The sequence below is a fragment of the Pseudomonas sp. Je.1.5.c genome (assembly GCF_051129895.1).
GTDB lineage: Bacteria > Pseudomonadota > Gammaproteobacteria > Pseudomonadales > Pseudomonadaceae > Aquipseudomonas > Aquipseudomonas urmiensis.
This window is the reverse complement of the sequence record NZ_JBCPSP010000011.1, coordinates 1-22,842: the sequence shown is the minus strand read 5'-3', so window position 1 is coordinate 22,842 and position 22,842 is coordinate 1. Positions and strand designations below refer to the sequence as shown.

At 64.4% G+C, this 22,842-nt stretch carries 20 protein-coding genes; 15 read left to right on the top strand and 5 right to left on the bottom strand.

Annotation, left to right across the window (positions count from 1 at the left end; all coding sequences use genetic code 11):
* Positions 1-68: 68 nt before the first annotated feature.
* On the top strand, positions 69-1,073 hold the full coding sequence (locus AAZU54_RS11205) for an amidohydrolase family protein (RefSeq protein WP_186555716.1): 1,005 nt from the start codon (positions 69-71) through the stop codon (positions 1,071-1,073).
* A 242-nt stretch (positions 1,074-1,315) separates the two neighbouring features.
* On the opposite strand, the gene fabB is transcribed toward AAZU54_RS11205, so the two are convergent.
* From fabB to AAZU54_RS11180, 5 genes are all read right to left on the bottom strand, one after another.
* Complete coding sequence (fabB, locus tag AAZU54_RS11200; RefSeq protein ID WP_186555717.1) at positions 1,316-2,536, bottom strand: beta-ketoacyl-ACP synthase I; 1,221 nt, start codon at positions 2,534-2,536, stop codon at positions 1,316-1,318.
* Between the two features lie 11 nt (positions 2,537-2,547).
* Positions 2,548-3,063: a 3-hydroxyacyl-[acyl-carrier-protein] dehydratase FabA gene (fabA, locus tag AAZU54_RS11195; RefSeq protein ID WP_101318173.1), complete on the bottom strand. Its 516-nt coding sequence runs from the start codon at positions 3,061-3,063 to the stop codon at positions 2,548-2,550.
* Between the two features lie 206 nt (positions 3,064-3,269).
* Positions 3,270-5,201 carry a response regulator gene (locus tag AAZU54_RS11190; protein ID WP_434727157.1) on the bottom strand — a complete coding sequence of 644 codons (1,932 nt, stop codon included), beginning with the start codon at positions 5,199-5,201 and terminating at the stop codon, positions 3,270-3,272.
* Positions 5,198-6,088, bottom strand: a complete 891-nt coding sequence (locus tag AAZU54_RS11185) for an ABC transporter substrate-binding protein (RefSeq protein ID WP_186555719.1) — start codon at positions 6,086-6,088, stop codon at positions 5,198-5,200. The genes AAZU54_RS11190 and AAZU54_RS11185 overlap by 4 nt, the downstream gene beginning before the upstream one ends.
* Positions 6,088-8,235 (bottom strand): TonB-dependent receptor plug domain-containing protein, encoded by a 2,148-nt coding sequence (locus AAZU54_RS11180; RefSeq protein WP_434727156.1) that lies wholly within the window; start codon positions 8,233-8,235, stop codon positions 6,088-6,090. Before AAZU54_RS11180 ends, AAZU54_RS11185 begins: the two co-directional genes overlap by 1 nt.
* Before the next feature lie 181 nt (positions 8,236-8,416).
* Between AAZU54_RS11180 and AAZU54_RS11175 the strand changes: the two genes are divergently transcribed.
* The 14 genes from AAZU54_RS11175 to AAZU54_RS11110 all read left to right on the top strand — a co-directional run bounded on the left by AAZU54_RS11175 (position 8,417) and on the right by AAZU54_RS11110 (position 22,609).
* Positions 8,417-9,442 (top strand): NAD(P)H-dependent glycerol-3-phosphate dehydrogenase, encoded by a 1,026-nt coding sequence (locus AAZU54_RS11175; protein ID WP_186555721.1) that lies wholly within the window; start codon positions 8,417-8,419, stop codon positions 9,440-9,442.
* A 36-nt stretch (positions 9,443-9,478) separates the two neighbouring features.
* Positions 9,479-9,826: a DUF4389 domain-containing protein gene (locus AAZU54_RS11170; RefSeq protein ID WP_186555722.1), complete on the top strand. Its 348-nt coding sequence runs from the start codon at positions 9,479-9,481 to the stop codon at positions 9,824-9,826.
* Positions 9,823-10,281 carry a phosphohistidine phosphatase SixA gene (gene sixA / locus AAZU54_RS11165; RefSeq protein ID WP_186555723.1) on the top strand — a complete coding sequence of 153 codons (459 nt, stop codon included), beginning with the start codon at positions 9,823-9,825 and terminating at the stop codon, positions 10,279-10,281. The genes AAZU54_RS11170 and sixA overlap by 4 nt, the downstream gene beginning before the upstream one ends.
* A gap of 96 nt (positions 10,282-10,377) precedes the next feature.
* Positions 10,378-10,719, top strand: coding sequence for a hypothetical protein (locus AAZU54_RS11160; RefSeq protein WP_434727155.1), 342 nt, complete (start codon positions 10,378-10,380; stop codon positions 10,717-10,719).
* A 103-nt stretch (positions 10,720-10,822) separates the two neighbouring features.
* Positions 10,823-11,611: an alpha/beta fold hydrolase gene (locus AAZU54_RS11155; protein ID WP_186555725.1), complete on the top strand. Its 789-nt coding sequence runs from the start codon at positions 10,823-10,825 to the stop codon at positions 11,609-11,611.
* Entirely contained in the window at positions 11,608-12,462 is an 855-nt protein-coding gene (locus AAZU54_RS11150; RefSeq protein ID WP_186555726.1) for an alpha/beta fold hydrolase, read from the top strand. The genes AAZU54_RS11155 and AAZU54_RS11150 overlap by 4 nt, the downstream gene beginning before the upstream one ends.
* Before the next feature lie 109 nt (positions 12,463-12,571).
* Positions 12,572-13,354: a DUF4892 domain-containing protein gene (locus AAZU54_RS11145; protein WP_312155816.1), complete on the top strand. Its 783-nt coding sequence runs from the start codon at positions 12,572-12,574 to the stop codon at positions 13,352-13,354.
* A 12-nt stretch (positions 13,355-13,366) separates the two neighbouring features.
* Positions 13,367-14,419 carry an AI-2E family transporter gene (locus AAZU54_RS11140; protein ID WP_186555728.1) on the top strand — a complete coding sequence of 351 codons (1,053 nt, stop codon included), beginning with the start codon at positions 13,367-13,369 and terminating at the stop codon, positions 14,417-14,419.
* Between the two features lie 367 nt (positions 14,420-14,786).
* Positions 14,787-14,876, top strand: coding sequence for a K(+)-transporting ATPase subunit F (gene kdpF, locus AAZU54_RS11135; RefSeq protein WP_186555729.1), 90 nt, complete (start codon positions 14,787-14,789; stop codon positions 14,874-14,876).
* Positions 14,877-14,885: 9 nt separating this feature from the next.
* Positions 14,886-16,580 carry a potassium-transporting ATPase subunit KdpA gene (gene kdpA, locus AAZU54_RS11130; RefSeq protein WP_186555730.1) on the top strand — a complete coding sequence of 565 codons (1,695 nt, stop codon included), beginning with the start codon at positions 14,886-14,888 and terminating at the stop codon, positions 16,578-16,580.
* Between the two features lie 10 nt (positions 16,581-16,590).
* Positions 16,591-18,645, top strand: coding sequence for a potassium-transporting ATPase subunit KdpB (gene kdpB / locus AAZU54_RS11125; protein ID WP_434727154.1), 2,055 nt, complete (start codon positions 16,591-16,593; stop codon positions 18,643-18,645).
* Between the two features lie 11 nt (positions 18,646-18,656).
* Complete coding sequence (gene kdpC / locus AAZU54_RS11120) at positions 18,657-19,208, top strand: potassium-transporting ATPase subunit KdpC (protein ID WP_434727153.1); 552 nt, start codon at positions 18,657-18,659, stop codon at positions 19,206-19,208.
* Between the two features lie 60 nt (positions 19,209-19,268).
* A complete protein-coding gene (locus AAZU54_RS11115; RefSeq protein ID WP_186555733.1) occupies positions 19,269-21,923 on the top strand; it encodes a sensor histidine kinase in 2,655 nt (884 codons plus the stop codon).
* The gene (locus tag AAZU54_RS11110) at positions 21,920-22,609 is read left to right on the top strand and encodes a response regulator (protein WP_186555734.1); all 690 of its coding nucleotides are present in this window, start codon (positions 21,920-21,922) and stop codon (positions 22,607-22,609) included. The genes AAZU54_RS11115 and AAZU54_RS11110 overlap by 4 nt, the downstream gene beginning before the upstream one ends.
* The last annotated feature ends 233 nt before the right edge of the window (positions 22,610-22,842 follow it).

The following is a 22,842-nucleotide window of genomic DNA, read 5'->3' as shown; positions in this document are numbered from 1 at the left end:
GGTCGATTGCTGAACCGCGGCGAGCGCGCGCGGGTCTACTCTGTTCGAATCAGGATAAGGATGCTGCCATGATCGCCAGAACACTGGCTGCCGTGCTGGTTTCGGGCCTGCTCTGCCAGGTGGCCCAGGCCCGCGACTACCGCTACAGCGATGCCCACCTGCACTACGTCGACTTCTTCCAGGAAACCGAAGGCATGCCGGCCTTGCTCGAGGCGATGGACCAGGCAGGGATCGACCAGTCGATGATTTCTGGCGTTTCGGTGGCCAAGAAATGGCATGAAGACGAACCCAAGCGCCCACGCTATTACGCGGGTGACGACGCCGATGCGTATTGGTACAGCGCCACTGATATCTATGTGGCGGCTGCTCTTGAAAAGTTAACGCCGCAGCAGCGCAAGCGCTTCCATCCGTTTCTGACCGGCTTCAATCCGGTGGACAAGAATGCTGTCAGCCATATTGAGCGCATGCTTGAGCTGTATCCGGGGCTGTGGCAAGGCATTGGCGAGGTGTTCACCCGCCACGATGACCTTACTGCCCTGACCAGCGGCGACACGCCCAGGGCCAACAACGAGGCGATGACGCGCATCTATCACCTGGCGGCTGAGCGCGATCTACCCGTACTGATTCACTCCAACATCACCTCCAAGCGCGAGCGCAACCCGCTGTACTTGGCCGAGATCGAGGAGCCGCTGCGCAATCATCCGCACACCCGCTTCATCTGGGCGCATGCGGGTACCAGCATGGAGATTCATCGGCACCAGACGCAGATGGACTTTCTCTTGCCAGTGCTGACCCGAATGCTCAAGGATTACCCCAACTTGTACATTGATCTGTCGTGGAGCGTACTAGAGCCGTACTTGCTGGATGAGCAGGGCAAGCCGCGCCAGGCGTGGTTGGCGTTGGTCGAGCGCTATCCTGATCGGTTCATGCTTGGCTCGGATGTGGTGGGCCGGTTTGGCACCTTGGGCGAGCAGCTGCATGGCTTTGATCCGTTCCTGGATGCATTGCCCGAGCAGGTCGCGCAGAAGGTGGCGCGGGAGAATTTTCTGGCGGTGTTGCCCAAGGGGCATTGAGCTGGCTGTACCGGCCCTATCGCGGGGCAAGCCCGCTCCCACGTAATGCGCGTACAGCCACTTAATGCGCGTACATCCACGCAATGCGCGTAGATCCACGCCATGCGCGTACAGCCACGTAATGCGCGTACTTCCACGTGGGAGCGGGCTTGCCCCGCGATAGCGTCGGCACAGCCCCAGCAACGCCACAAACAAAAAACGCCCCGAACCAGTCGGGGCGTTTTCGCTAGAGCGCTAAGGTCTTACTTGCCTTCCCAACGCTTCAGTACCAGGGTGGCATTGGTGCCACCGAAGCCGAAGCTGTTGCTCATGACCGTATCGATCTTGGCGTTCTCGATGGTTTCGCGCTGGATCGGCAGGTCAGCGACCTCTGGGTCCAGCTCATCGATGTTGGCGGAGCCGGCGATGAAGTTGTTTTCCATCATCAGCAGGCAGTAGATCGCCTCGTGCACGCCAGCGGCGCCCAGCGAGTGACCGGACAGGCTCTTGGTCGAGCTGATCTTCGGCGCTTTGTCGCCGAACACTTCACGCACACCTTTCATTTCCGCGACGTCACCGACCGGAGTCGAGGTGCCGTGGGTGTTCAGGTAGTCGATCGGTGTGTCGACGGTGGACAGTGCCTGCTGCATGCAGCGGATGGCGCCTTCACCGCTCGGTGCGACCATGTCGTAGCCATCGGAGGTCGCGCCGTAGCCGACGATTTCGGCGTAGATCTTGGCGCCACGGGCCAGGGCATGTTCCAGCTCTTCGACCACCACCATGCCGCCGCCGCCGGCGATGACGAAACCGTCACGGTCAGCGTCGTAGGCGCGCGAGGCCAGCTCAGGGGTGTCGTTGCGCTTGGTGGACAGCGCGCCCATGGCGTCGAACAGGAACGACTGGCTCCAGTGCTCTTCTTCACCGCCGCCGGCGAAGACGATGTCCTGCTTGCCCCACTGGATCTGCTCCAGCGCGGTACCGATGCAGTGGGCGCTGGTGGCGCAAGCCGAGGAGATCGAGTAGTTGATGCCCTTGATCTTGAACGGCGTTGCCAGGCACGCCGATACAGTGCTGCCCATGGTCCGGGTGACACGGTATGGACCGACGCGCTTGACGCCCTTCTCGCGCAGGGTATCCAGCGCTTCCATCTGGTTCAGGGTCGATGCGCCGCCGGAGCCTGCTACCAGGCCGGTGCGTGGGTTGGAAACCTGCTCTTCGGTCAGGCCCGAGTCCTTGATCGCGTCCTGCATCGCCAGGTAGGCGTAGGCAGCCGCGTGGCCGACAAAGCGGAACACCTTGCGGTCGATCAGTTCTTCGAGGTTGAGGTCGATGGAACCGGAAACCTGGCTACGCAGCCCCATTTCCTTATATTCCGGGTTGTAGCGAATGCCCGGACGGCTCTTGCGCAGGTTTTCGGTGACGGTCTCTTTGTCATTGCCCAGGCACGATACGATGCCCAGACCAGTGATAACGACGCGGCGCATGCGAATAACCCTTAGAAATTGTCAGTGGAGGTGAACACGCCGACCCGCAGGGCTTCGGCGGTGTAGATCTCGCGGCCGTCGACGCTGACCGAGCCATCGGCGATGGCCATGTTCAGCTTGCCCTTCAGGACGCGCTTGATATGAATGTTGTAGGTGACTTTCTTGGCGGTAGGCAGCACCTGACCGAAGAATTTCACTTCGCCCGAACCCAGGGCGCGACCGCGGCCCGGCAGACCCTGCCAGCCGAGGAAGAAACCGACCAACTGCCACATGGCATCGAGGCCCAGGCAGCCCGGCATCACCGGATCACCTTCGAAGTGGCAGGCGAAGAACCACAGGTCCGGAGTGATATCCAGCTCGGCGACCAATTCACCTTTGCCGAACTTTCCGCCTTCCTCGCTGATATGCGTGATGCGATCGACCATCAACATGTTCGGGGCGGGCAGTTGCGCGTTACCTGGGCCGAACAGCTCACCGCGACTGCAGCGCAGCAGGTCTTCCCGAGTAAAGGCGTTTTGTTTGGTCATGCGAGCTCCTCAATAATCCCCATGCGGCAGGGGATGAATCTTCCCGGCCATCCCAGAGCACTATGAGCTCAAGGCGGCAGCCTACAGGTAGACTATTGCGTTGTGGTGAAAGTCACAGCGCACCTGGAAAATGAAGTACAGGTGTTCACTGAAACCAGTATTTTCAGGCCCAGCGGCGGTCCTGTCTAGTCTAAGACTGCCGCACTTTAGCATTTATCGCCAGTCGCGGCTGTCTGTCCGGGTAACCAACGCTGCAGGATCCGCTGCAGTTCCGTGCGTTTGAAGGGTTTGCTCAGGTAATCGTCCATGCCAGCCGCCAGGCAACGCTCGCGATCGCCCTGCAAGGCACTGGCGGTCAAGGCGATGATCGGTAGCCCGGCGCCTTGGCGTAGCTGACGAATGCGCCGGGTCGCTTCATAGCCGTCCATCAGCGGCAGGCGGCAATCCATCAGTACCGCAGCGAAGCGCTGCTGGTCGACCTGCTCTACCGCCTGCGCGCCGTCCATGGCCACGCTGACCTCAAAGCCGAGGCTACGCAGCATCGCCTCGATCACGCTTTGGTTGACCGGGTTGTCCTCGACCAGCAGGATCCGCCCGCCAGCCTCGCCTGGCTGGCCATGCGCCGCGCTGCCTGGGAGCAGGGCGGCGGGCTTGCTGGCCAGGGCCAGGGGCATTTCCAGGGTAAAGGTCGAGCCCAGGCCCTCGCGGCTCTCGGCGCGCAACTGGCCGCCCATGCGTTCGGCCAGGGTCCGCGCAATTGCCAGGCCCAGGCCAGTACCGCCGTAGCGTCGGGAGATCGAGCTGTCGGCCTGCTGGAAGGCGACGAACATCATTTCCAGGCGGTCGCTGTCGATACCGATGCCGGTGTCGCGTACCGCGCAGCTGAACCAGATCAACTGGCGGTCGAGCACCTGCCAGCGCGGCTCGACTTCGACCTGGCCGCGCTCGGTGAACTTCAAGGCGTTGCCGATCAGGTTCAGGAGGATCTGGCGGATGCGTGTCGGATCGCCGACAACTTCCAGCCGGTCCAGGCCTGTCGGCAGTTTCAACTGCAGGTCCAGGCCGCGCTGCTGGGCGCTGTGCTGGAACGACTGCACGCTGCTGCTGATCAGCTCGCCCAGGTTGAAATCGATATGCTCCAGCTCAAGGCTGGTGCGCTCGATCCGCGAGAAGTCGAGGATGTCATTGATCACCTTGAGCAGGTGCCCGGTCGATTCGCTGGCCACTGCCGTGTAGTCAGCCTGCTCGTGGGTCAGCTGGGTGGTTTCGAGCAATTGCAGCATGCCCAACACACCATTCATCGGCGTGCGCAGTTCATGGCTCATCATGGCCAGGAAGTCCGACTTGGCGCGGTTGGCCTGTTCGGCCTCTTCGCGGGCCTGGATCAACTGCGCGATTGCCTGCTTCTGTTCTTGGCTGGCCTGCTCCAGGGCACTGGCCAGGTTGTTGATGTGACGCGCCAGATGGCCCAGCTCGCTATCATCTACCACCGGCACCGGGGCATTGAACTCGCCCTGCTGGATCGCCTTGACCGCGTGGCCCATGTCGCTGATGGGCTTGGCCAGGCTCATGGCCAAGCGGCGCGCGAGGAGGAAGGTGAACAACAGGGCGAACAGGGCCAGGATCCCGGCCTTGATGACGATTTCTTGCTGGCGCTGGCTGAAGGCGTCGTCCGACATGCCGACGATTACCCGGCCCAGGTAGTCATCGCCAATGCGCGGCATCGGCGTCTTGCCTTGCTGCAGGAAGTCGTTGTCCAGGCGGATCTGCTGGAGGCGGATCGGCGCCTGGAACACTTCCACGCGCTGCGCGCGGTTGGCGCTTTCATCGGCTTGCTCGACATACACCAGGATATGGTTGCGGCTGTCCTGCACTTCTAGAAAACGCACGTGCGGAATGCTCAAGGTCGCGCGCATCAGGCTTTCCAGCACCTCGTTGTTGCCGGAGATCACCCCGTACTCCGAGGCCGGCGCCAGCTGGTTGGCGATCAGCTGGCCGGTGTGGTTGAGCTCCTGGCGCAAGTCCTGGATACGCACGAAGGTAAAGAAGCTGATCAGCAACAGCGTCAGCAACAAGGCCGGGCCGAGGCTGATGATTTGCGTGCGGGTATGGATGTCCCAGCTCAGGCGCTTTCTCATGGGGTGGGTTCTCCTTCGGCCAGGGCCAGGGCGGCGGCCTTCGGATCAATCGGCTCCAGGCCCAGGGCGCGGGCGACCTGTTGGTTGCCACTGACGCCAAAGTGCGAGGGATACAGGCTACGCGGCCAGCGCGCCGGGGGCTGGTCGAGCAGCCGGTCGAGCACCGCCAGCCAGTCGTCCTGGTCGCTGTAGGTGCTGGCCAGGGCGCCAGCGCGAACGAAGCCGACGTTGGGGCCGATCAGTGCCAGCTGCCGGCCATAGCTGCTGAGCAGGACGTTCTTGGCGGTCTTGGAGTTGTACAGGTCGGGGTCATCGATCCCCAGCAGCACGTCGCTGTTGCCCAACAGGTGCTGCAGCGGGCGGCTGTCACGCAGGTCGGGCCAGTCCTGGGCGACTATCTCCAGGCCCAGGGGCTGGGCGGCCTGGCGCAGTTCGTCGAGCAGAAAGCGGCTTTGTTCACCGTACAGCACGCCAATTCGGCGGGCCTGGGGCAGCAGCAAGCGTGTCAGGCGCAGTTGCCGGGCCAGCGGCGGGTCACTCCAGAGCAGGCACAAATAGGCCGGACGCGACTTTCCCAGGCGCTGTTCAACTTGCACCCGGCTGACCCGCATGGCCAAAGCCGGCGGCCCGGCGGTTTCGCCCAGGCGCCATTCCAGCGCGGCGTTGTCGAGCAGGATCAGGCGAATATCGCTTTTCAGCTGGCTGGGGCGGGGCAGCTCGGCCACGCTTTGAAAGCGCACCTGGTCATGGCTGCGACGGCTTTGCATGGCCTCGACGAAATTGCGGATGCCGGGCTGATCGTCACCCCCGACCAACAGGATCTCGCTGGCTGACAGCGTCCCCAGTGGCCATAGGCAGAGCAGCAGCAGGCGCAGCAGACGCAGCATCAGAACTCCAGCTCCGCGCTGACGCTCAGGCGGTGACGGCTGTCGTAACGGTTCTGGGGCAGGGTGATCGGCTCGTCGTCCAGACGCTGCTGCCAGAGTGCGGCAAGCTCCAGGGTGGTGCCCTGAATGCGCAGGCGCTTGGCCACGCGCAGGTCGATGCGCTCGAAGCGATAGTCGTTGAGGTTGGCATCGCCATAGTAGAACAGCGCGCTGGACCAACCCGCGCCCCAGTCACGCATCCAGCCAGCCGAGCCGCTGTTGCGTGCGCTGTTCTGGCTGTCATTGCGGTTGCTGGCCCAGGCGTCGACGTAGGCGTAGCTCAGCCGTAGGCGATCGCGCAGGCTCGGGCGCCAGTCGACCTGCGCCTCGGTGCCACGAAAACTGGCCTTGTTGGCGTTGCTGGCAATGTACTGGTTGTTGCGCAGCGGTTCACTGATCATTCCGGTGATCTCGTCGTAGAACAGCTTCACATCCATGCTCAGGTCGATATCGCTGAAGTTACCGTTGTAACCCAGCTCGCGCGAGCGCATCCGCTCCTGGTCCAGATCGCCCGGGCCGCGGGTCTTGACGAAGTACTCACCATTGCCCATCCAGGGTTGATAGGGCGTCAGGTTGTTGACCGTGTAGCTCCAGTTGACGTTGTTCTCGAACATGTCTGGCGAGCGCACCGCCTCAGAGTAGACGGCCCGCAAGCCATGCCGCGGGGTGATCAGGTAATTCACCGCGACCCGTGGCGTCAGCGAGCTGCCGGACAGGCGACTGTCTTCGAACATCGCCCCGCCTTGCAGGATCCAGTGTTCGTCCGCGCGCCACTCCAGTTGGCCGAACAAGCGCCAGGTCTGATCGTCCAGCGTGCCATTGAAGTAGGTCTGCGAGTCGGCTTTGTCATAGCGGAAATTGGCACCACTGAGCAGGCGCAGGTTGTCGGTCAGGCTCAGGGTGTCCTGGATCTCCAGGTCATAGCGGGTTTCCCGGGTGCTCTGGTCGACATCGCCGCACACCACCTGGCTGCCACCCTGGCTGTCCCACTGCTGTTTCACCTGGTCCCGCAACGCCTGTAAGGCGGGGTTGCTGTTGCCCGGGGGATTGGTGATGTTGCGTGCCACCTGCTCGGCGTAGTTCGAGTCTATCTGCCACAGACGAGTCAGTTCCTGGCTGAACGAGAGTGCCGCATCACAGGCCCGCCACACCTGCTGGCGGTCGAAGTGCTGCGCCGAACCCTGCACGTACAGGCTGTGTTCGGGGTTGATATCGATGCTCCAGCGCAGCGAACCGGCATAGTCCTTGGCGTTCACGTCGGCGCTGTCGCCGCTCAGGGTCACGAAGGGAAACACCGGTCGGTAGGTATATGGCCGCTGGTTGCTACCCTCTTTGGCCGCCAGCTGCCACTCCAGGGTCTGGTTAGGCGCAAGCATGTGGCTGACATTAAGGTTGATCCGGTTCAACCGGCGACTGTCGCGGTAGTCACGGCCGTACTGGTCCTGGTCGAACCCATCGTCCTGCTGGCCAGACAGCGACAAGCGCAGATCCCCACCGTCCCAGCCAAGCCCTTGGCTGGCATAGAAATCACTGATGCCGTCCTCGCCGCGGGTCACTTTCAGCCGGGTGCCATGGCTGTCGGCGGGGTTGCGGGTGAGGATGTTGACCACCGCCATCAGCGCGTTGGCGCCGTAGCTGACGGTGTTGGGGCCGCGAAACACCTCGATCCGCTCGATATCCTCAAGGGCTACCGGGATATCGCTCCAGTCCACCGTGGCCAGGCCTGCGCGGTACACCGAGCGGCCATCGATCAACACCTGCATGCGCCGGGCTTCGCTGACGTTACTGCCGTGGTAGTTGACCGTCGGCTGGTTGCCGGCGCCATAGCCGATCATCATCCCTGGCACCAGGCGCAGGAGCTCGGGAATATCCCGGGCGCCGCTGGCGCGGATCAGGTCGCTGTCGAGCACGGTCATGCTGCCCGGCACCGCGGCTGGGGATTGTTTCAGGCGGGTGGCGGTCAGAACTTGCGGCAGGTCCTGGTTGTCGATGAACAGATCGTCGGCCACAGCAGGGCCGCCGAGCAGGGCAGTCAGCAATAGCAGGCGAGGAACCGGTGGCGGGCCAGGAAACACGGTACGGCCTTGTATCAGTGTTGAAACAGGCATGTTAACTGACCTTGCGGGTTTTTCCAGCGGCTCAGGTCAAGGCTGAGTACTGTGTTGGCTTGTTCACGCATGCAGGCTGCCTGCAACTTCGCAGCTTGCACGCGTCTGCCACTGGTTCTGACGCACACGGGCCGTATAATGCAGCGGTTGCCACTTAACTTATGGCTTTAACGGATTGGATATGACTGAACAGCAACCTGTTGCGGTGCTGGGAGGCGGCAGCTTTGGCACCGCCGTGGCGAACCTGCTGGCGGAAAACGGCAACCCGGTACGCCAATGGATGCGCGATCCGGACCAGGCCCAGGCCATGCGCGTCAATCGCGAGAACCCGCGCTACCTCAAAGGCATTCGCCTGCAGGACGGCGTCGAGCCAGTCAACGACCTGCTGGCTACCCTGCAAGCCGCCGAGCTGATCTTCGTCGCCCTGCCATCCAGCGCGCTGCGCAGCGTGCTGGCGCCGCATGCCGAGCTGCTGCGGGGCAAATGCCTGGTCAGCCTGACCAAAGGCATCGAGGCGCAGAGCTTCAAGCTGATGAGCCAGATCCTCGAAGAGATCGCCCCGCAGGCGCGCATTGGCGTGCTGTCCGGGCCGAACCTGGCCCGCGAGATCGCCGAGCACGCGCTGACCGCCACCGTGGTCGCCAGTGAAGATGAAGCGCTGTGCCAGCGCGTACAGGAGGTGCTGCATGGCCGCACTTTCCGTGTCTACGCCAGCGCCGACCGCTTCGGCGTCGAGCTGGGCGGTGCGCTGAAGAACGTCTACGCGATCATCGCCGGCATGGCTGTGGCGCTGGGCATGGGCGAGAACACCAAGAGCATGCTGATTACCCGTGCCCTGGCCGAGATGACCCGCTTTGCCGTGAGCCTGGGCGCCAACCCGATGACCTTCCTTGGCCTGGCCGGGGTCGGTGACCTGATCGTCACCTGCTCTTCGCCCAAGAGCCGCAACTACCAGGTCGGCCATGCCTTGGGCCAGGGATTGTCGCTGGAACAGGCCGTCAGCCGCTTAGGCGAAGTGGCCGAAGGGGTCAACACCCTCAAGGTACTCAAGGCCAAGGCCCACGAGGCGCAGGTGTACATGCCGCTGGTGGCCGGTTTGCACGCGATCCTGTTCGAGGGTCGCACGCTCAACCAGGTCATCGAGCACCTGATGCGCGCCGAACCGAAAACCGACGTCGACTTCATTTCCACCAGCGGTTTCAACTGAGCCGTCAGCGGCTCTGACCAGAGCAAGGAGCAATACATGAACGATACCCCCGAGCGCGCTCAGCGCGAGTCGATCATCCTGCGGGTGCTGTGGATGCTGGTGTTCCTGGTGGTCTGGCAGCTGGCCGAGCTGCTGCTCGGCGGCCTGGTCCTGGTCCAGCTGATCTACCGGCTGATCTATGGCGCGCCCAGCGCCAGCCTGATGAACTTTGGCGACAGCCTCAGCCAGTACCTGGCGCAGATCGGTCGCTTCGGCACCTTCCATACCGATAACAAGCCATGGCCGTTCGCCGACTGGCCAACCCCGCGCACCCCGGAAGGCGAGGCGCCGCATGCCGTCGCCCCAGCGCCCCATCCGGTGCGTGACGAGGAGCCCAAGCTGTGAAGCTGTGGGTGCTACGCCACGGCGAGGCCGAGCCGCGCGCCAATACCGATGCCGAGCGACGCCTCACCGCCCATGGCCGCGAGCAAGTGTTGCACAGCGCTGCGCGGCTGCTCGGCCAGCCGCTGCAGGCGATCATCGCCAGCCCCTATGTGCGCGCCCAGCAGACCGCCGCACTGGTGCATGACACCCTGGGCTTCGCCGAGCCGGTGCGCACCGTGCCCTGGTTGACTCCGGAAAGCGATGTGCAAAAGGTTATCGGTGAGATCGAGCGGTTGGGCCTGGAGCATGTCTTGTTGGTCAGCCACCAGCCGTTGGTTGGGGCGCTGGTCGGCATGCTCGAGCATGGCCATGGGCAACAAGCCGCGCCAATGAGTACCGCCAGCCTCGCCGAGCTGGAAGGCGATTGGCCGCTGGCGGGCCTGATGACCCTGCGCGCCCTTAGCCACCCAGGCTGATCCCTGGCAACTGGTAGTTTTGTCAGTTGCTTTGGCGTTGGGGGCGTTGCTAGCGTTGCCGGCACATCAAGCGGGCAGTGGGCCAGGGAGCATTGAATGAGCAGTCGGCGTCTGGAGTTGGTGCAGTCGGTAAAGCCGCAGGCGGCACTGGATAAGCTCAATGAGCGGGGCGTCCCGGATTTTGCCGAGCACCGTTTGTTGCAAGACTGCGCAGATGCCAGCTTCAACCTGTTGCTGCGCAAGTTCGAGAGCCAATACGAACTCGAACAGCTGCGCCAGGCCAGTATGCGCATGGCGCACTTGCTGCAAACCAGCTGCCTGGCCTTGCGCAGGCTCCAGCTCAGTGAGCGCGATAAAGGCCTGGCGCGTGAGGCGCTGGAGTATCAGCTGGCGTATATGCACGCCTGTCTGCGCCGCTCGATGGCCAGTTTCGATTGACTTCGATGACCTGATCGCCCTTGGCGATGACCTATCCAAACGTTGCCGCCACCGCCGCGCTTGCCGACAATGGGCCATCATTCCCCCAGCAGAGCAGCCGGCCATGTCGCAGCAGATCTTCTTCGCCCATGCCAATGGCTTTCCCTCGGCCACCTACGGCAAGCTGTTTGCCGCACTGGCGCCGGACTACCAAGTCCAGCACCTGGAGCAGCATGCGCACGATCCGCGCTTTCCGGTCGATGACAACTGGCTGAACCTGGTCAATGAGCTGCTCCATCACCTGGCCCAACAGGACGCGCCGGTCTGGGGCGTCGGCCACTCGCTGGGCGGCGTGCTGCACTTGCATGCGGCGCTGCGTTGCCCGCAGTACTACCGCGGCGTGGTAATGCTCGACTCGCCCGTGCTGACCCGCGCCGATCAATGGGTAATCCGCGCGGCCAAGCGCTTTGGCTTCATCGACCGCATCACCCCGGCTGGGCGCACCTTGGGCCGGCGCGAGTCGTTCAGTGATCGCGACAGCGCCCGTGGCTACTTTGCCGGCAAGACTCTGTTCCGCCACTTCGACCCGGATTGCCTGGAAGCTTATCTGGAACACGGCCTGCAAGCAGCGCAAGACGGCCTGCGCCTGCGCTTCGATCCGGCCACCGAGATCAGCATCTACCGCAGCATTCCCCACCTCAGCCCAGCTCCGGCGCGCCAGTTGCAGGTGCCGCTGGCGATGGTCCGCGGCGAGCGCAGCCGGGTGATCCGCCGCCACCATGCCTTGGCCGTGCGCGGCATGCCCCAGGGCGAATACCACAGCGTGCCGGGCGGGCACATGTTCCCGCTGGAGCGCCCTGACGATACCGCCAGCCTGATCAAGGGCCTGTTCGATCGCTGGAGCCAGGCATGAGCGCGCAGGTCGAGGAAATCCGCCTGAACCTGGGCCATATCGAACTGGCCGCGCACCTGTTCGGCCCCGCCGACGGCATCCCGGTGATCGCCCTGCATGGCTGGCTGGACAACGCCAACAGCTTCGCCCGCCTGGCACCCCGTCTCAAAGGGCTGCGCATCGTCGCGCTGGATTTGGCCGGGCATGGCTACTCGGAGCATCGCCCGGCCGGCGCCAGCTATGCGCTGGCCGATTACGCCCACGACGTAGTGCGGGTTGCCCAACAGCTCGGTTGGGAGCGCTTCGGCCTGCTTGGGCACTCATTGGGGGCGATCATTTCCGTGCAACTGGCCGGCGCCTTGCCTGACCGGGTCAGCCATTTGCTGATGATCGACGGCGTCATTGCGCCGACCGGCGTCGAGCAAGACGCAGCCGAACGGCTAGGCATGGCGCTGCAGGCCCAGTTGCGCCTGGATGGCAAGCGCAAGTCGGTGTACGCCAACCTGGAGGAGGGCGTCGAGGCGCGCATGAAAGGCATGGTCGCCGTCAGTCGCGAAGCCGCCGAACTGCTGGCCCAGCGCGGCCTGATGCCGGTGCCCGGCGGTTACAGCTGGCGCAGCGACAGCCGCCTGACCCTGCCATCGCCCGTGCGGCTGAGCGAAACCCAGGCCATGGCCTTCGTCAAACGCGTAAAGTGCAATGCCTGCCTGGTGGTGGCCGCCGATGGCATGCTTGCCCGGCACACGGCGTTGCTGGAGCAGCTACCCTTTGAACAGGTTTCACTGCCAGGCGGCCATCACCTGCACCTGAATGACGAGCACGGCGCGACCCTTGTCGCAGACTGTATCAATCGCTTTTTCGGGTTTCCTTGACTTGCACCGGACAAGTGTCGAGGCTTGGCGGGTTGAACAGGGAGACAACCATGTACATGCCAGACATCCATCCATCGATCACCGGCGCTGCGTGCGGCATGGGTGGCCGATGAGCATTCGAATCGTCATCGCCGCCTGCCTGGGCCTGGCCAGCCCGATAGTGTGGGCCGGCACGCTGCCGGTCCCGTTGGACGGCAAAGTTGTCGATGAGCGCCCTGCGGTCGAGCAGGAGCGCGTCTATCCGATGGGCGCATTGCGCAAGATCAGTGGCCGCCTGCGCGTTGAAGGCAAGGTCGAGAGCCGTGGCCAGGTCAATTCCGTCACTTACCTGTTGCCCACCGAGCGTACCGCGCGCGAAGCCTTCACCAGCGCCCGCGAAGCGCTGCAGCGTGACGGCGGCTACCCGTTGTTCTGGTGTGAAAAACGTGACTGCGGCGAAGCCAGCCTGTGGGCCAATGAAGTGTTCAAGAACGCTCGGCTCAATGGCGGCGACGACCAACAGGCGTTCATCCTCCTGCGGCGCTCGGCAGAAGAGCCCAACACCCTGGTAGCGTTGTACAGCGTCACCGCTGGCAACAAGCGCGCCTACCTGCATGTGGAAGAGTTCGTTGCCGAGCAACCGCTGGGCGAACTGCTGCCCACCTCGGCTACGGTGATGCGCGAGCTGCGCGACACCGGCAAGCTCGACTACCCTGATCTTGCTGAGCCCAAGGATGCCTGGGTGACCCTGCTGAGCCGCAGCCTCAACCTCGACAGCACCCTGCGCGTGAGCTTGAGCGGCGAGCAAGCCGAAGCCTGGCGCGAACAACTGGCCAAGGCCGGTGTGCGTAGCGCGCGCCTGGAAGTGGGCACGGCACCGACAGAAGGCTTGCACCTGGAATTGATCCGCTGAAAGTGAGTCACCATGGCCAACAATGATCGCCTGCTGGTCCAGATCCTCCTGCTGGCGCTGCTCGGTGCCGGCTTGTGGGTGATGGCGCCGTTTATTTCCGCGCTGCTGTGGGGCGCTATCCTGGCGTTCGCCAGCTGGCCATTGATGCGCCTGCTCACGCGCCTGCTCGGCGGGCGCGAGACCCTCGCCGCCAGCGTGCTGACCACGGTGTGGATCTTGCTGGTGGCGCTGCCGCTGGTGTGGCTGGGGTTCAACCTGGCCGATCATATTCGTGATGCCACGGCCTTCGTGCGCGATGTCCAGGTCGATGGCTTGCCCGACGCACCGAGTTGGCTGGGGGGTATTCCCTTTGTCGGTGAACGACTGGTGGCGATGTGGGACTCTGTCGACCAGCAAGGCGCTGCGCTGATTGCATCGATCAAACCGTACCTGGGCCAGGTGGGCAACTGGCTGCTGGCGCGCAGTGCACAGATTGGCAGCGGCGTGCTCGAGCTGACCTTGAGCCTGGTGTTCGTGTTCTTCTTCTACCGCGACGGGCCACGTCTGGCGGCGTTCGTCTTGCGCTTGTTGCAACGGTTGATCGGCGAGCGTGCCGAGTACTACATCGACCTGGTGGCCGGCACCGTGCAGCGGGTGGTCAACGGCGTGATTGGTACCGCGGCGGCGCAAGGGCTGCTGGCGATGATCGGATTCCTGATCGCTGGGGTCCCTGGCGCTATCGTGCTTGGCCTGGTCACCTTCATGCTCAGCCTGATCCCCATGGGGCCACCGTTGGCCTGGATCCCCGCGACGGCCTGGCTGGTGTGGCAGGGGGAGTATGGGATGGCGGTGTTCCTCGGTATCTGGGGTACCTTCGTCATCAGCGGCGTGGATAACGTGCTCAAGCCCTACTTGATCAGCCGCGGCGGCAACCTGCCGTTGGTGATCGTGCTGCTTGGGGTATTTGGCGGGTTGATCGCATTTGGCTTCATTGGCCTGTTCATCGGGCCGACCTTGCTCGCAGTGGCCTACAGCCTGCTGCTGGACTGGAGCCGTAGCGCCGGGCAGCACACGCCACAGCGCTGATCCGGCCCGCACAACGCCTGGAGGAGCGTAATGCTGTTCACTTAAGATTTTGGGGCCGCGTTGCAGCCCTTCGCGGGCAAGCCCGCTCCCACAGGTATAGCACCGCTCGGACGGTCAGCGCCGTACCTGTAGGAGCGGGCTTGCCCGCGAAGGGCCGCAACGCGGCCCCAAAGCAGGCGACAAGGGCCTTAAGTGAACAGCATTACTGGAGCGGGACAAGCCCGCAGGCTCAGCAGCCGCTAACAGCAAACTGCTGGTCTTTACGCATTCTTTATGGCTTGAGCCACCCCGCGATCTCGCCCCTTTACGGCCCTCCCTCGGACAATTTCCCCAAAGCGGCCAACGCCGCAATTCGGGGAGATCGCTCATGAATATGCTCGATGGGGTGTCACTGCTGCTGGCAGTGGCGTTGGCGGTTTACCTGCTGGTGGCGCTGTTGCGCGCCGATCGCAGCTAGGGAGCGGCCATGCACAGTTATGATTTCGCGTTGTTGCTGGCGTTCTTCGCCATTGTGCTGCTGCCAGCACCGTGGCTTGGAAGGTTCTACTACAAGGTCATGGAAGGCCAGCGTACCTGGCTGTCACCCGTTCTTGCGCCCGTGGAGCAGGGCTGCTATCGCCTGGCGGGGGTGCGCCCCGAGCAGGAGCAGAACTGGAAGCAGTACACCTTGGCGCTGCTGGCATTCAACCTGGCCGGCTTCCTCCTGCTGTTCACGGTGCTGCTGTTGCAGGGTTACCTGCCACTGAATCCGCAACAGCTACCCGGCCAGGAATGGTCGCTGGCGTTCAACACGGCGGTGAGCTTCGTCACCAACACCAATTGGCAGGCCTATAGCGGTGAAGCTTCGGTCAGCTACCTGAGCCAGATGCTGGGCCTGACCGTGCAGAACTTCGTCAGTGCCGCCACCGGTCTTGCCGTGCTGGTCGCGCTGTGCCGTGGCATCGCCCGGCGCTCGTCCACCACCCTCGGTAACTTCTGGGTCGACATGACCCGCGCCACCCTCTACGGCCTGCTGCCGCTGTGCATCGTGCTCGCGCTGCTGCTGGTCTGGCAGGGCGTACCGCAGACGTTCGCCGACTATGCCCACGCGCTGACCCTGCAAGGCAGCGAGCAGACCATCCCACTGGGCCCTGCCGCCAGCCAGATCGCCATCAAGCAGCTGGGCACCAACGGCGGCGGCTTCTTCGGCGTCAACTCGGCGCACCCGTTCGAGAACCCAACGGCCTGGAGCAACCTGTTCGAGGTGGCCTCGATCATCCTCATCCCGGTCGCACTGGTGTTCACCTTCGGCCACTACGTCAAGGACCTACGCCAGAGCCGGGCAATCCTTGCCTGCATGTTGGCGCTGTTCCTGATCGGTGGCAGCACCGCGCTGTGGTCCGAATATCAGCCCAACCCCGCAATTGAGAACGCTCAGGTGCAGCAATCGGCGCCGATGGAGGGCAAGGAGAGCCGCTTCGGCACCACCGGTTCGGTGCTATGGACGGTCACCACCACCGCCGCCTCCAACGGCTCGGTCAACGCCATGCACGACAGCCTCAACCCGCTGACCGGCATGGTCGCGATGGTCAACATGATGGTCGGCGAGGTGATCTTCGGCGGCGTCGGCGCCGGGCTCTACGGCATGCTGCTGTTCGTCTTGATCGCAGTGTTCCTGGCCGGGCTGATGATCGGCCGCACTCCGGAATATCTGGGCAAGAAGCTCCAGGCCCGCGAAGTGCAGTTGCTGGTGGCGACGTTGTTGGTGATGCCCGTTGGCGTGCTGGTGCTCGGCGCCATCGCCGCCAGCTTGCCAGGCCCGGCCGCTGCCGTAACCAACCCCGGCGCGCACGGCTTTAGCCAGCTGCTCTATGCCTATACCTCCGGCACCGCCAACAACGGCTCGGCCTTCGCCGGCTTCGGCGCCAACACGATCTACCACAACCTGATGATCGCCCTGGCCATGCTCATCGGCCGCTTCGGCTACATCCTGCCGGTGCTGGCCCTGGCGGGAAGCTTGGCGGCGAAGAAAAGCGCGCCGCTGGGGCACAACAGCTTCCCCACCCACGGCCCACTGTTCACCAGCCTGCTGCTGGTCACCATCCTGCTGGTCGGCGGCCTGACCTTCTTGCCAACGCTGGCCCTGGGCCCCATTGCCGAACACCTGAGCCTGGGTTTCTGAGGAATCAACCATGAACATGCCCATTGCTGAAGTCAAAGCGCCGCGCGTCAGCGCCGACCAGACCCGCCTCGCCGCGTTGTGGCGGCCGGCCCTGATCCAGGCGTTGGTCAAGCTCGACCCACGCCAGCTCAAACGCTCGCCGGTGATGCTGGTGGTCGAACTGACCGCCATCCTCACCACCCTGCTGTGCTTCGCGCCGGACAGCGGCGTGAGTACCGCGGTGGCGGTGCAGATCGCCCTGTGGCTGTGGTTCACCGTGCTGTTCGCCAACTTCGCCGAAGCTCTCGCCGAAGGCCGTGGCAAGGCCCGCGCCGACAGCCTCAAGGCCGGCAGCCAAGGGCTGCAAGCCACCCGCCGCAACGCCGCTGGCCAGTTCGAGCAGGTTGCCGCCAGCGAGCTGCGCAAGGGCGACGTGGTCAAGGTGATTGCCGGTGAGTTGATCCCCGGTGACGGCGAGGTGATCGAAGGCATCGCTGCGGTCAATGAAGCGGCCATTACCGGTGAATCAGCGCCGGTGATCCGCGAGTCCGGCGGCGACCGCTCGGCCGTCACCGGCAACACCCGGCTGGTGTCCGACTGGCTGCTGATCCGCATCAGCAGCAACCCCGGCGAGTCGACCCTAGACCGCATGATCGCCCTGGTCGAAGGCGCCAAACGGCAGAAAACCCCCAACGAAATCGCCCTGGACATCCTGCTGATTGGCCTGACCCTGATCTTCCTGATCGTGGTGGTGACCTTGCAGCCGTTCACCCATTTCGTGGGAGGGAGCCTGCCACTGATCTTCCTTGCCGCACTGTTGGTCACGCTGATCCCCACCACCATCGGTGGCCTGCTGTCGGCGATTGGTATCGCCGGCATGGATCGCCTGGTGCGGTTGAATGTGATCGCTCGCTCCGGTCGCGCGGTCGAGGCCGCGGGTGATGTGCACACGCTGATGCTCGACAAGACCGGCACCATCACCTTCGGCAACCGTCGTTGCAGCGCGCTGCACGCGGCACCCGGCATTAGCGCCAAAGAGCTGGGGGAGGGCGCCTTGCTTGCGTCGCTGGCCGACGATACTGCCGAAGGCAAGTCGATTGTCGAGTACCTGCGCCAACTGCACGACTTCATCGAGCCCTCGCCTGAGCAATTGACCCCCATCGCCTTCAGCGCCGAGACCCGTCTCTCTGGCGTCGACCTGCAACAACACCGCTACCGCAAGGGCGCCGTCGATGCCGTGTTGGCCTTCGTCGGCATGCAGCGCCTGGAGATGCCCGTGCCGCTGGCCAAGGAGGTCGAACGCATCGCCCAGAGCGGCGGCACGCCATTGCTGGTTTGCGTCGACAAACGCCTGCTCGGCGTGATCCACCTCAAGGACGTGGTCAAGCCCGGCATTCGCGAACGCTTCGCCCAATTGCGCAAGCTGGGCATCCGCACCGTGATGGTCACCGGCGACAACCCGCTGACCGCCGCCGCCATTGCCGCCGAGGCCGGGGTCGATGACGTGCTCGCCGAAGCCACCCCAGAGAAGAAGCTCGCCCGCATCCGCCAGGAGCAGAACGACGGCCGCCTGGTCGCCATGTGTGGTGACGGCGCCAACGATGCCCCGGCCCTGGCCCAGGCAGACGTCGGCATGGCCATGAACGACGGCACCCAGGCGGCCCGCGAGGCGGCCAACATGGTCGACCTGGACAGCGACCCGACCAAGCTGCTCGACGTGGTCCAGGTGGGCAAAGAACTGCTGGTCACCCGTGGCGCGCTGACCACCTTCTCGATCGCCAACGACGTGGCCAAGTACTTCGCCATTCTTCCGGCGCTGTTCGCCGCGATCTACCCGCAACTGGGCGTGCTCAACCTGATGCAACTGGCCAGCCCGCAGAGCGCGATCCTTTCGGCGATCGTGTTCAATGCGCTGATCATCATCGTGCTGATCCCGCTGGCCCTGCGCGGCGTGCGCGTGCAAGCCGCCAGCGCCGCCCACCTGCTGCGGCGCAACCTGCTGATCTACGGCGTGGGCGGGATCATCGTGCCGTTTGCCGGGATCAAGCTGATCGACCTGCTGCTCAACGCATTGCACCTGGTGTGAAGGAGACCAACATGACTGCTTATGTACGCCCGGCCTTGAGCCTGGCCCTGCTGATGACCCTGGTGACCGGTGCGCTGTATCCCCTGGCGGTGACCGGGATTGCCCAGCTCGCCTTCCCCGAACAGGCCAATGGCAGCCTGGTGCGCGACGCCCAAGGGCAGGTGCGCGGGTCTGCCTTGATCGCCCAGCAGGCCACGGGCGATGGCTGGTTCCATCCACGGCCTTCGGCGGCAGGGTATGCCACTGTGGCCAGTGGTGCGAGTAACCTCGGCCCGAGTAATCCGGCGCTGGCGCAGCGGATAACGGCCGATGCCAGTGCGCTTTACCGCGCAGATCTTGGCCCGGTGCCGCAGGCCCTGCTGACCACCTCCGGCAGCGGTCTGGACCCGCACCTGCCGCCAGCGGCGGTGGCCTATCAGATCCCGCGGGTGGCAGCGGCGCGGCAAGTACCGGTAGAGCGCTTGCAAGCCCTGCTCGAAGAGGCCACCCTCCACCCATTGATCGGCCCGCCAGTGGTCAACGTCCTGGCCTTGAATCAGGCCTTGGAAAAATGGCCACATTGATAGTGGGGGCCGCATTGCGGCCCAAGTCCGACTGACCGCCGCAAAAGTGAAGGATGCAACATGAGTGATTCCGCCCGCGCCGACGCGCTGTTGGCGGGCTTGCCCCGCGAAGGCCGCGGCAGGCTCAAGGTATTTCTCGGCGCCGCCCCTGGCGTAGGCAAGACCTACGCCATGCTCCAGGCCGCCCACGCCCAGCAACGCCAAGGCGTGCAAGTGGTCGCTGGGGTGGTCGAAACCCACGGCCGCGGCGAAACCGAAGCGCTGTTCGCCGGCCTGCTCCAGCAACCCTTGCTACGCAGCGACTACCGCGGGGTAACCCTGGAAGAAATGGACCTCGACGGCCTGCTCAAGGCCGCACCGCCGTTGGTCCTGGTCGACGAACTGGCCCACACCAACGCCCCCAACAGCCGCCACGCCAAACGCTGGCAAGACGTCCAGGAACTGCTGGCAGCCGGCATCGACGTCTACACCACGGTCAACGTCCAGCACCTGGAAAGCCTCAACGACAAAGTCCGCGACATCACCGGCGTGCAGGTGCGCGAAACCCTGCCGGACTGGGTCCTGCAAGAAGCCTTCGAACTGGTCCTGATCGACCTGCCGCCGCGCGAGCTGCTCGAGCGCCTGCGCGAAGGCAAGGTCTACGTCCCCGAGCAGGCCCGCGCCGCCATCGACGCGTTCTTCTCGCAAACCAACCTCAGCGCCTTGCGCGAGCTGGCCATGCAAACCGCCGCCGCGCAGGTCGATGCCGACCTCGCCCACGGCTACCGCCAACGCGGCCAGGAAGCTCCGGCCTTGCGCGGCCGGCTATTGGTCGGTGTCGACGGCGACGAGCAGGCCGAGCGCCTGGTGCGCCACGCCAGCCGCGTCGCCCAGCGCCGCCACCTGCCGTGGAGCCTGGTCCATGTCGATAACGGCAAGCTGCGCGACGAGAATGCCCGGCAACGCCTGCAAGCGGCCCAGCAATTGGCCGAACGGCTGGGCGGCGAGGTGGTCTTGCTGCGCGCTGGCGAAGTCGCACGCACGCTGATCCAGCACGCCAGCGAGCGCCGCGCCAGCCTGGTGCTGGTCGGCCAATCGCGCGACCGCTGGCGCCGTCGTCTTTTCGGCGCGGGCGTGGCTACACGTCTGCTGCGTGAAAGCCATGGCCTGGAGATCAACGTGCTCGACCGCGATGTGCAACCGGTAGCGGCGCGGGCGGTGGTCAAGCGTGTCTGGGTCTGGCGCCATTACCTGCTGGCGCTGCTCGCCACCGCGCTGGCAGCGGGTCTGGCTTGGGCGGTGTCCAGCGTGTTGGCGCTGCCGAACATCTCGCTGGTGTTCCTCGCCGCTGTATTGCTGGTCGCAGTACGCAGCAGCCTCGGCCCGGCACTGGCCTGCGCCGCGCTGTCGTTCCTGACCTATGATTTTCTGTTCATCCCGCCCAACTTCTCCTTCAGCATCCAGCGCGAAGAAGACGTGCTGACCCTGGTGTTCTTCCTGCTCATGGCGGCACTGACCGGCAACCTTGCCGCGCGTCAGCGTCGCCAGCTGCAAGCCCTGCGCGAGACTCAGGCGCAGACCAACCAACTGCTCGACCTGTCGCGCCGCTTGACAGTGGCCACCGACCGTCAGGCCGTGCTCAACGCCGCCAACCAGCACCTCGATGGCTGGCAAGACGTGCAGGTGTGCCTGATGGAGCGCGGTAGCGAAGGCCTGCTGCAGGTCGCCAGTGGCCAGCCGCCGGCGCTGACCGATAACGAACGCGCCGCGGCCGACTGGGCCTGGCAACATGGCCAGGCCGCCGGCCACGGCAGCGACACCTTGCCCCATGGCCGCTGGTGGTGGTGGCCGCTGGCGGTCGAAGACCAGCCGCTGGCCTTGCTGGGCGTGCGCCCGCGTACAAACGACAGCCTGAGCCCCCAGCGCCGCCGGCTGCTGATGGCCCTGGCCCAACCGCTGGCCCAGGCCCTGGCCCGCGCGCGCCTGGGCGAGCAACTGGAAGCGGCGCGCCTGCACGGCGAAACCGAACAACTGCGCAGCGCCTTGCTCGCCTCGGTCTCGCACGACCTGCGCACCCCACTGACCGCCATGCGCGGCAGCATCGACAGCCTGCTGGCGCTGGGCGATGCGATCCCTCCCGAGGACCGTCGCGAGTTGCTCGAAGGCACCCGCAACGAAGCCGAGCGTCTCGATCGCTACATCCAGAACCTGCTCGACATGACCCGTCTCGGCCACGGTGGTCTCAAGCTGGCCCGCGACTGGGTCGCCCCGGCCGACATCGTCGGCAGCGCCCTCAACCGCCTGCGCGTGGTGCTGGCGCCACTGCGGGTGAGCACCGACGTACCCACTGAGTTGCCGCTGCTGTTCGTGCATGCTGCGTTGATCGAGCAAGCATTGGTCAATGTCCTGGAAAACGCCGCGCGCTTCTCACCCAACAACGGCCGCCTCGAACTGCGCGTACAGGTGCGCGACGAGCAACTGTGCCTTGTCGTCAGCGACCAAGGCCCAGGCATCCCGGTGGCCGAGCGCGAGAAGATCTTCGACATGTTCTACACCGCCGCCCGCGGCGACCGCGGGGGGCAAGGCACTGGCCTGGGCCTGGCGATCTGCCAAGGCATGATCGGTGCCCACGGCGGTAGCATCCTGGTCGGCGAAGGCATCGATGGCCAGGGCACCTGCATCACTCTATGCTTGCCGCTGCCCACCCAACCTGAAACCGAAAGCCAAGACTCATGAGCCAAGCCGCCACCCTGTTGGTCATCGACGATGAGCCACAGATTCGCAAATTCCTGCGCATCAGCCTGGTGTCCCAGGGCTACAAAGTGATCGAAGCCGCCAACGGCGCCGAAGGCCTGGCTCAAGCCGCGCTGGCCAAACCGGACCTAGTGGTGCTCGACCTCGGCTTGCCTGACATGGACGGCCAGCAGGTGCTGCGCGAGCTGCGCGAATGGAGCACGGTGCCGGTGATGGTGCTGTCGGTGCGCGCCAGCGAAGTGCAGAAAGTCGATGCGCTGGATGGCGGCGCCAACGACTACGTGACCAAGCCATTTGGCATCCAGGAGTTTCTCGCGCGCATCCGCGCCTTGTTACGCCAAGCCCCACAAGCCGAAGTAGGGCAGGCGACGGCCAGCTTTGGCCCGCTGCTGGTCGACTTCGCCTTTCGCAAAGTGACCCTCGATGGCGTCGAAGTGGCGTTGACTCGCAAAGAGTACGCGCTGCTGGCCCAGCTGGCCGGGCACCCCGGTCGCGTGATCACCCAGCAACAACTGCTCAAGGACATCTGGGGCCCGACCCACGTCGACGACAGCCATTACCTGCGCATCGTCGTCGCTCATGTACGGCAGAAGCTCGGCGATGACCCGACTGCGCCGCGCTTCATCATTACCGAGCCTGGGGTTGGGTATCGATTGGTCGCGCCTTAAGCTGCAACCTCTCCCCTCAGTCTCTGTGGCAGTGGTTTATCCGCGAACAAGCTGGCATGGCCACCATCCCCTTATGGCGAGGGCTAAGCCCTCGTTCGCGGGTAAACTGAACTGGTCAACTTATTTTGGACACCAGTTAAGGTTTCATGCCGCATCCTTGAGCTTTTTCTCCATGGCTACCGGGGTTTGATAACCGTTGTAGCTGTGGAGGCGCTTCAGGTTGTAGCGGACCA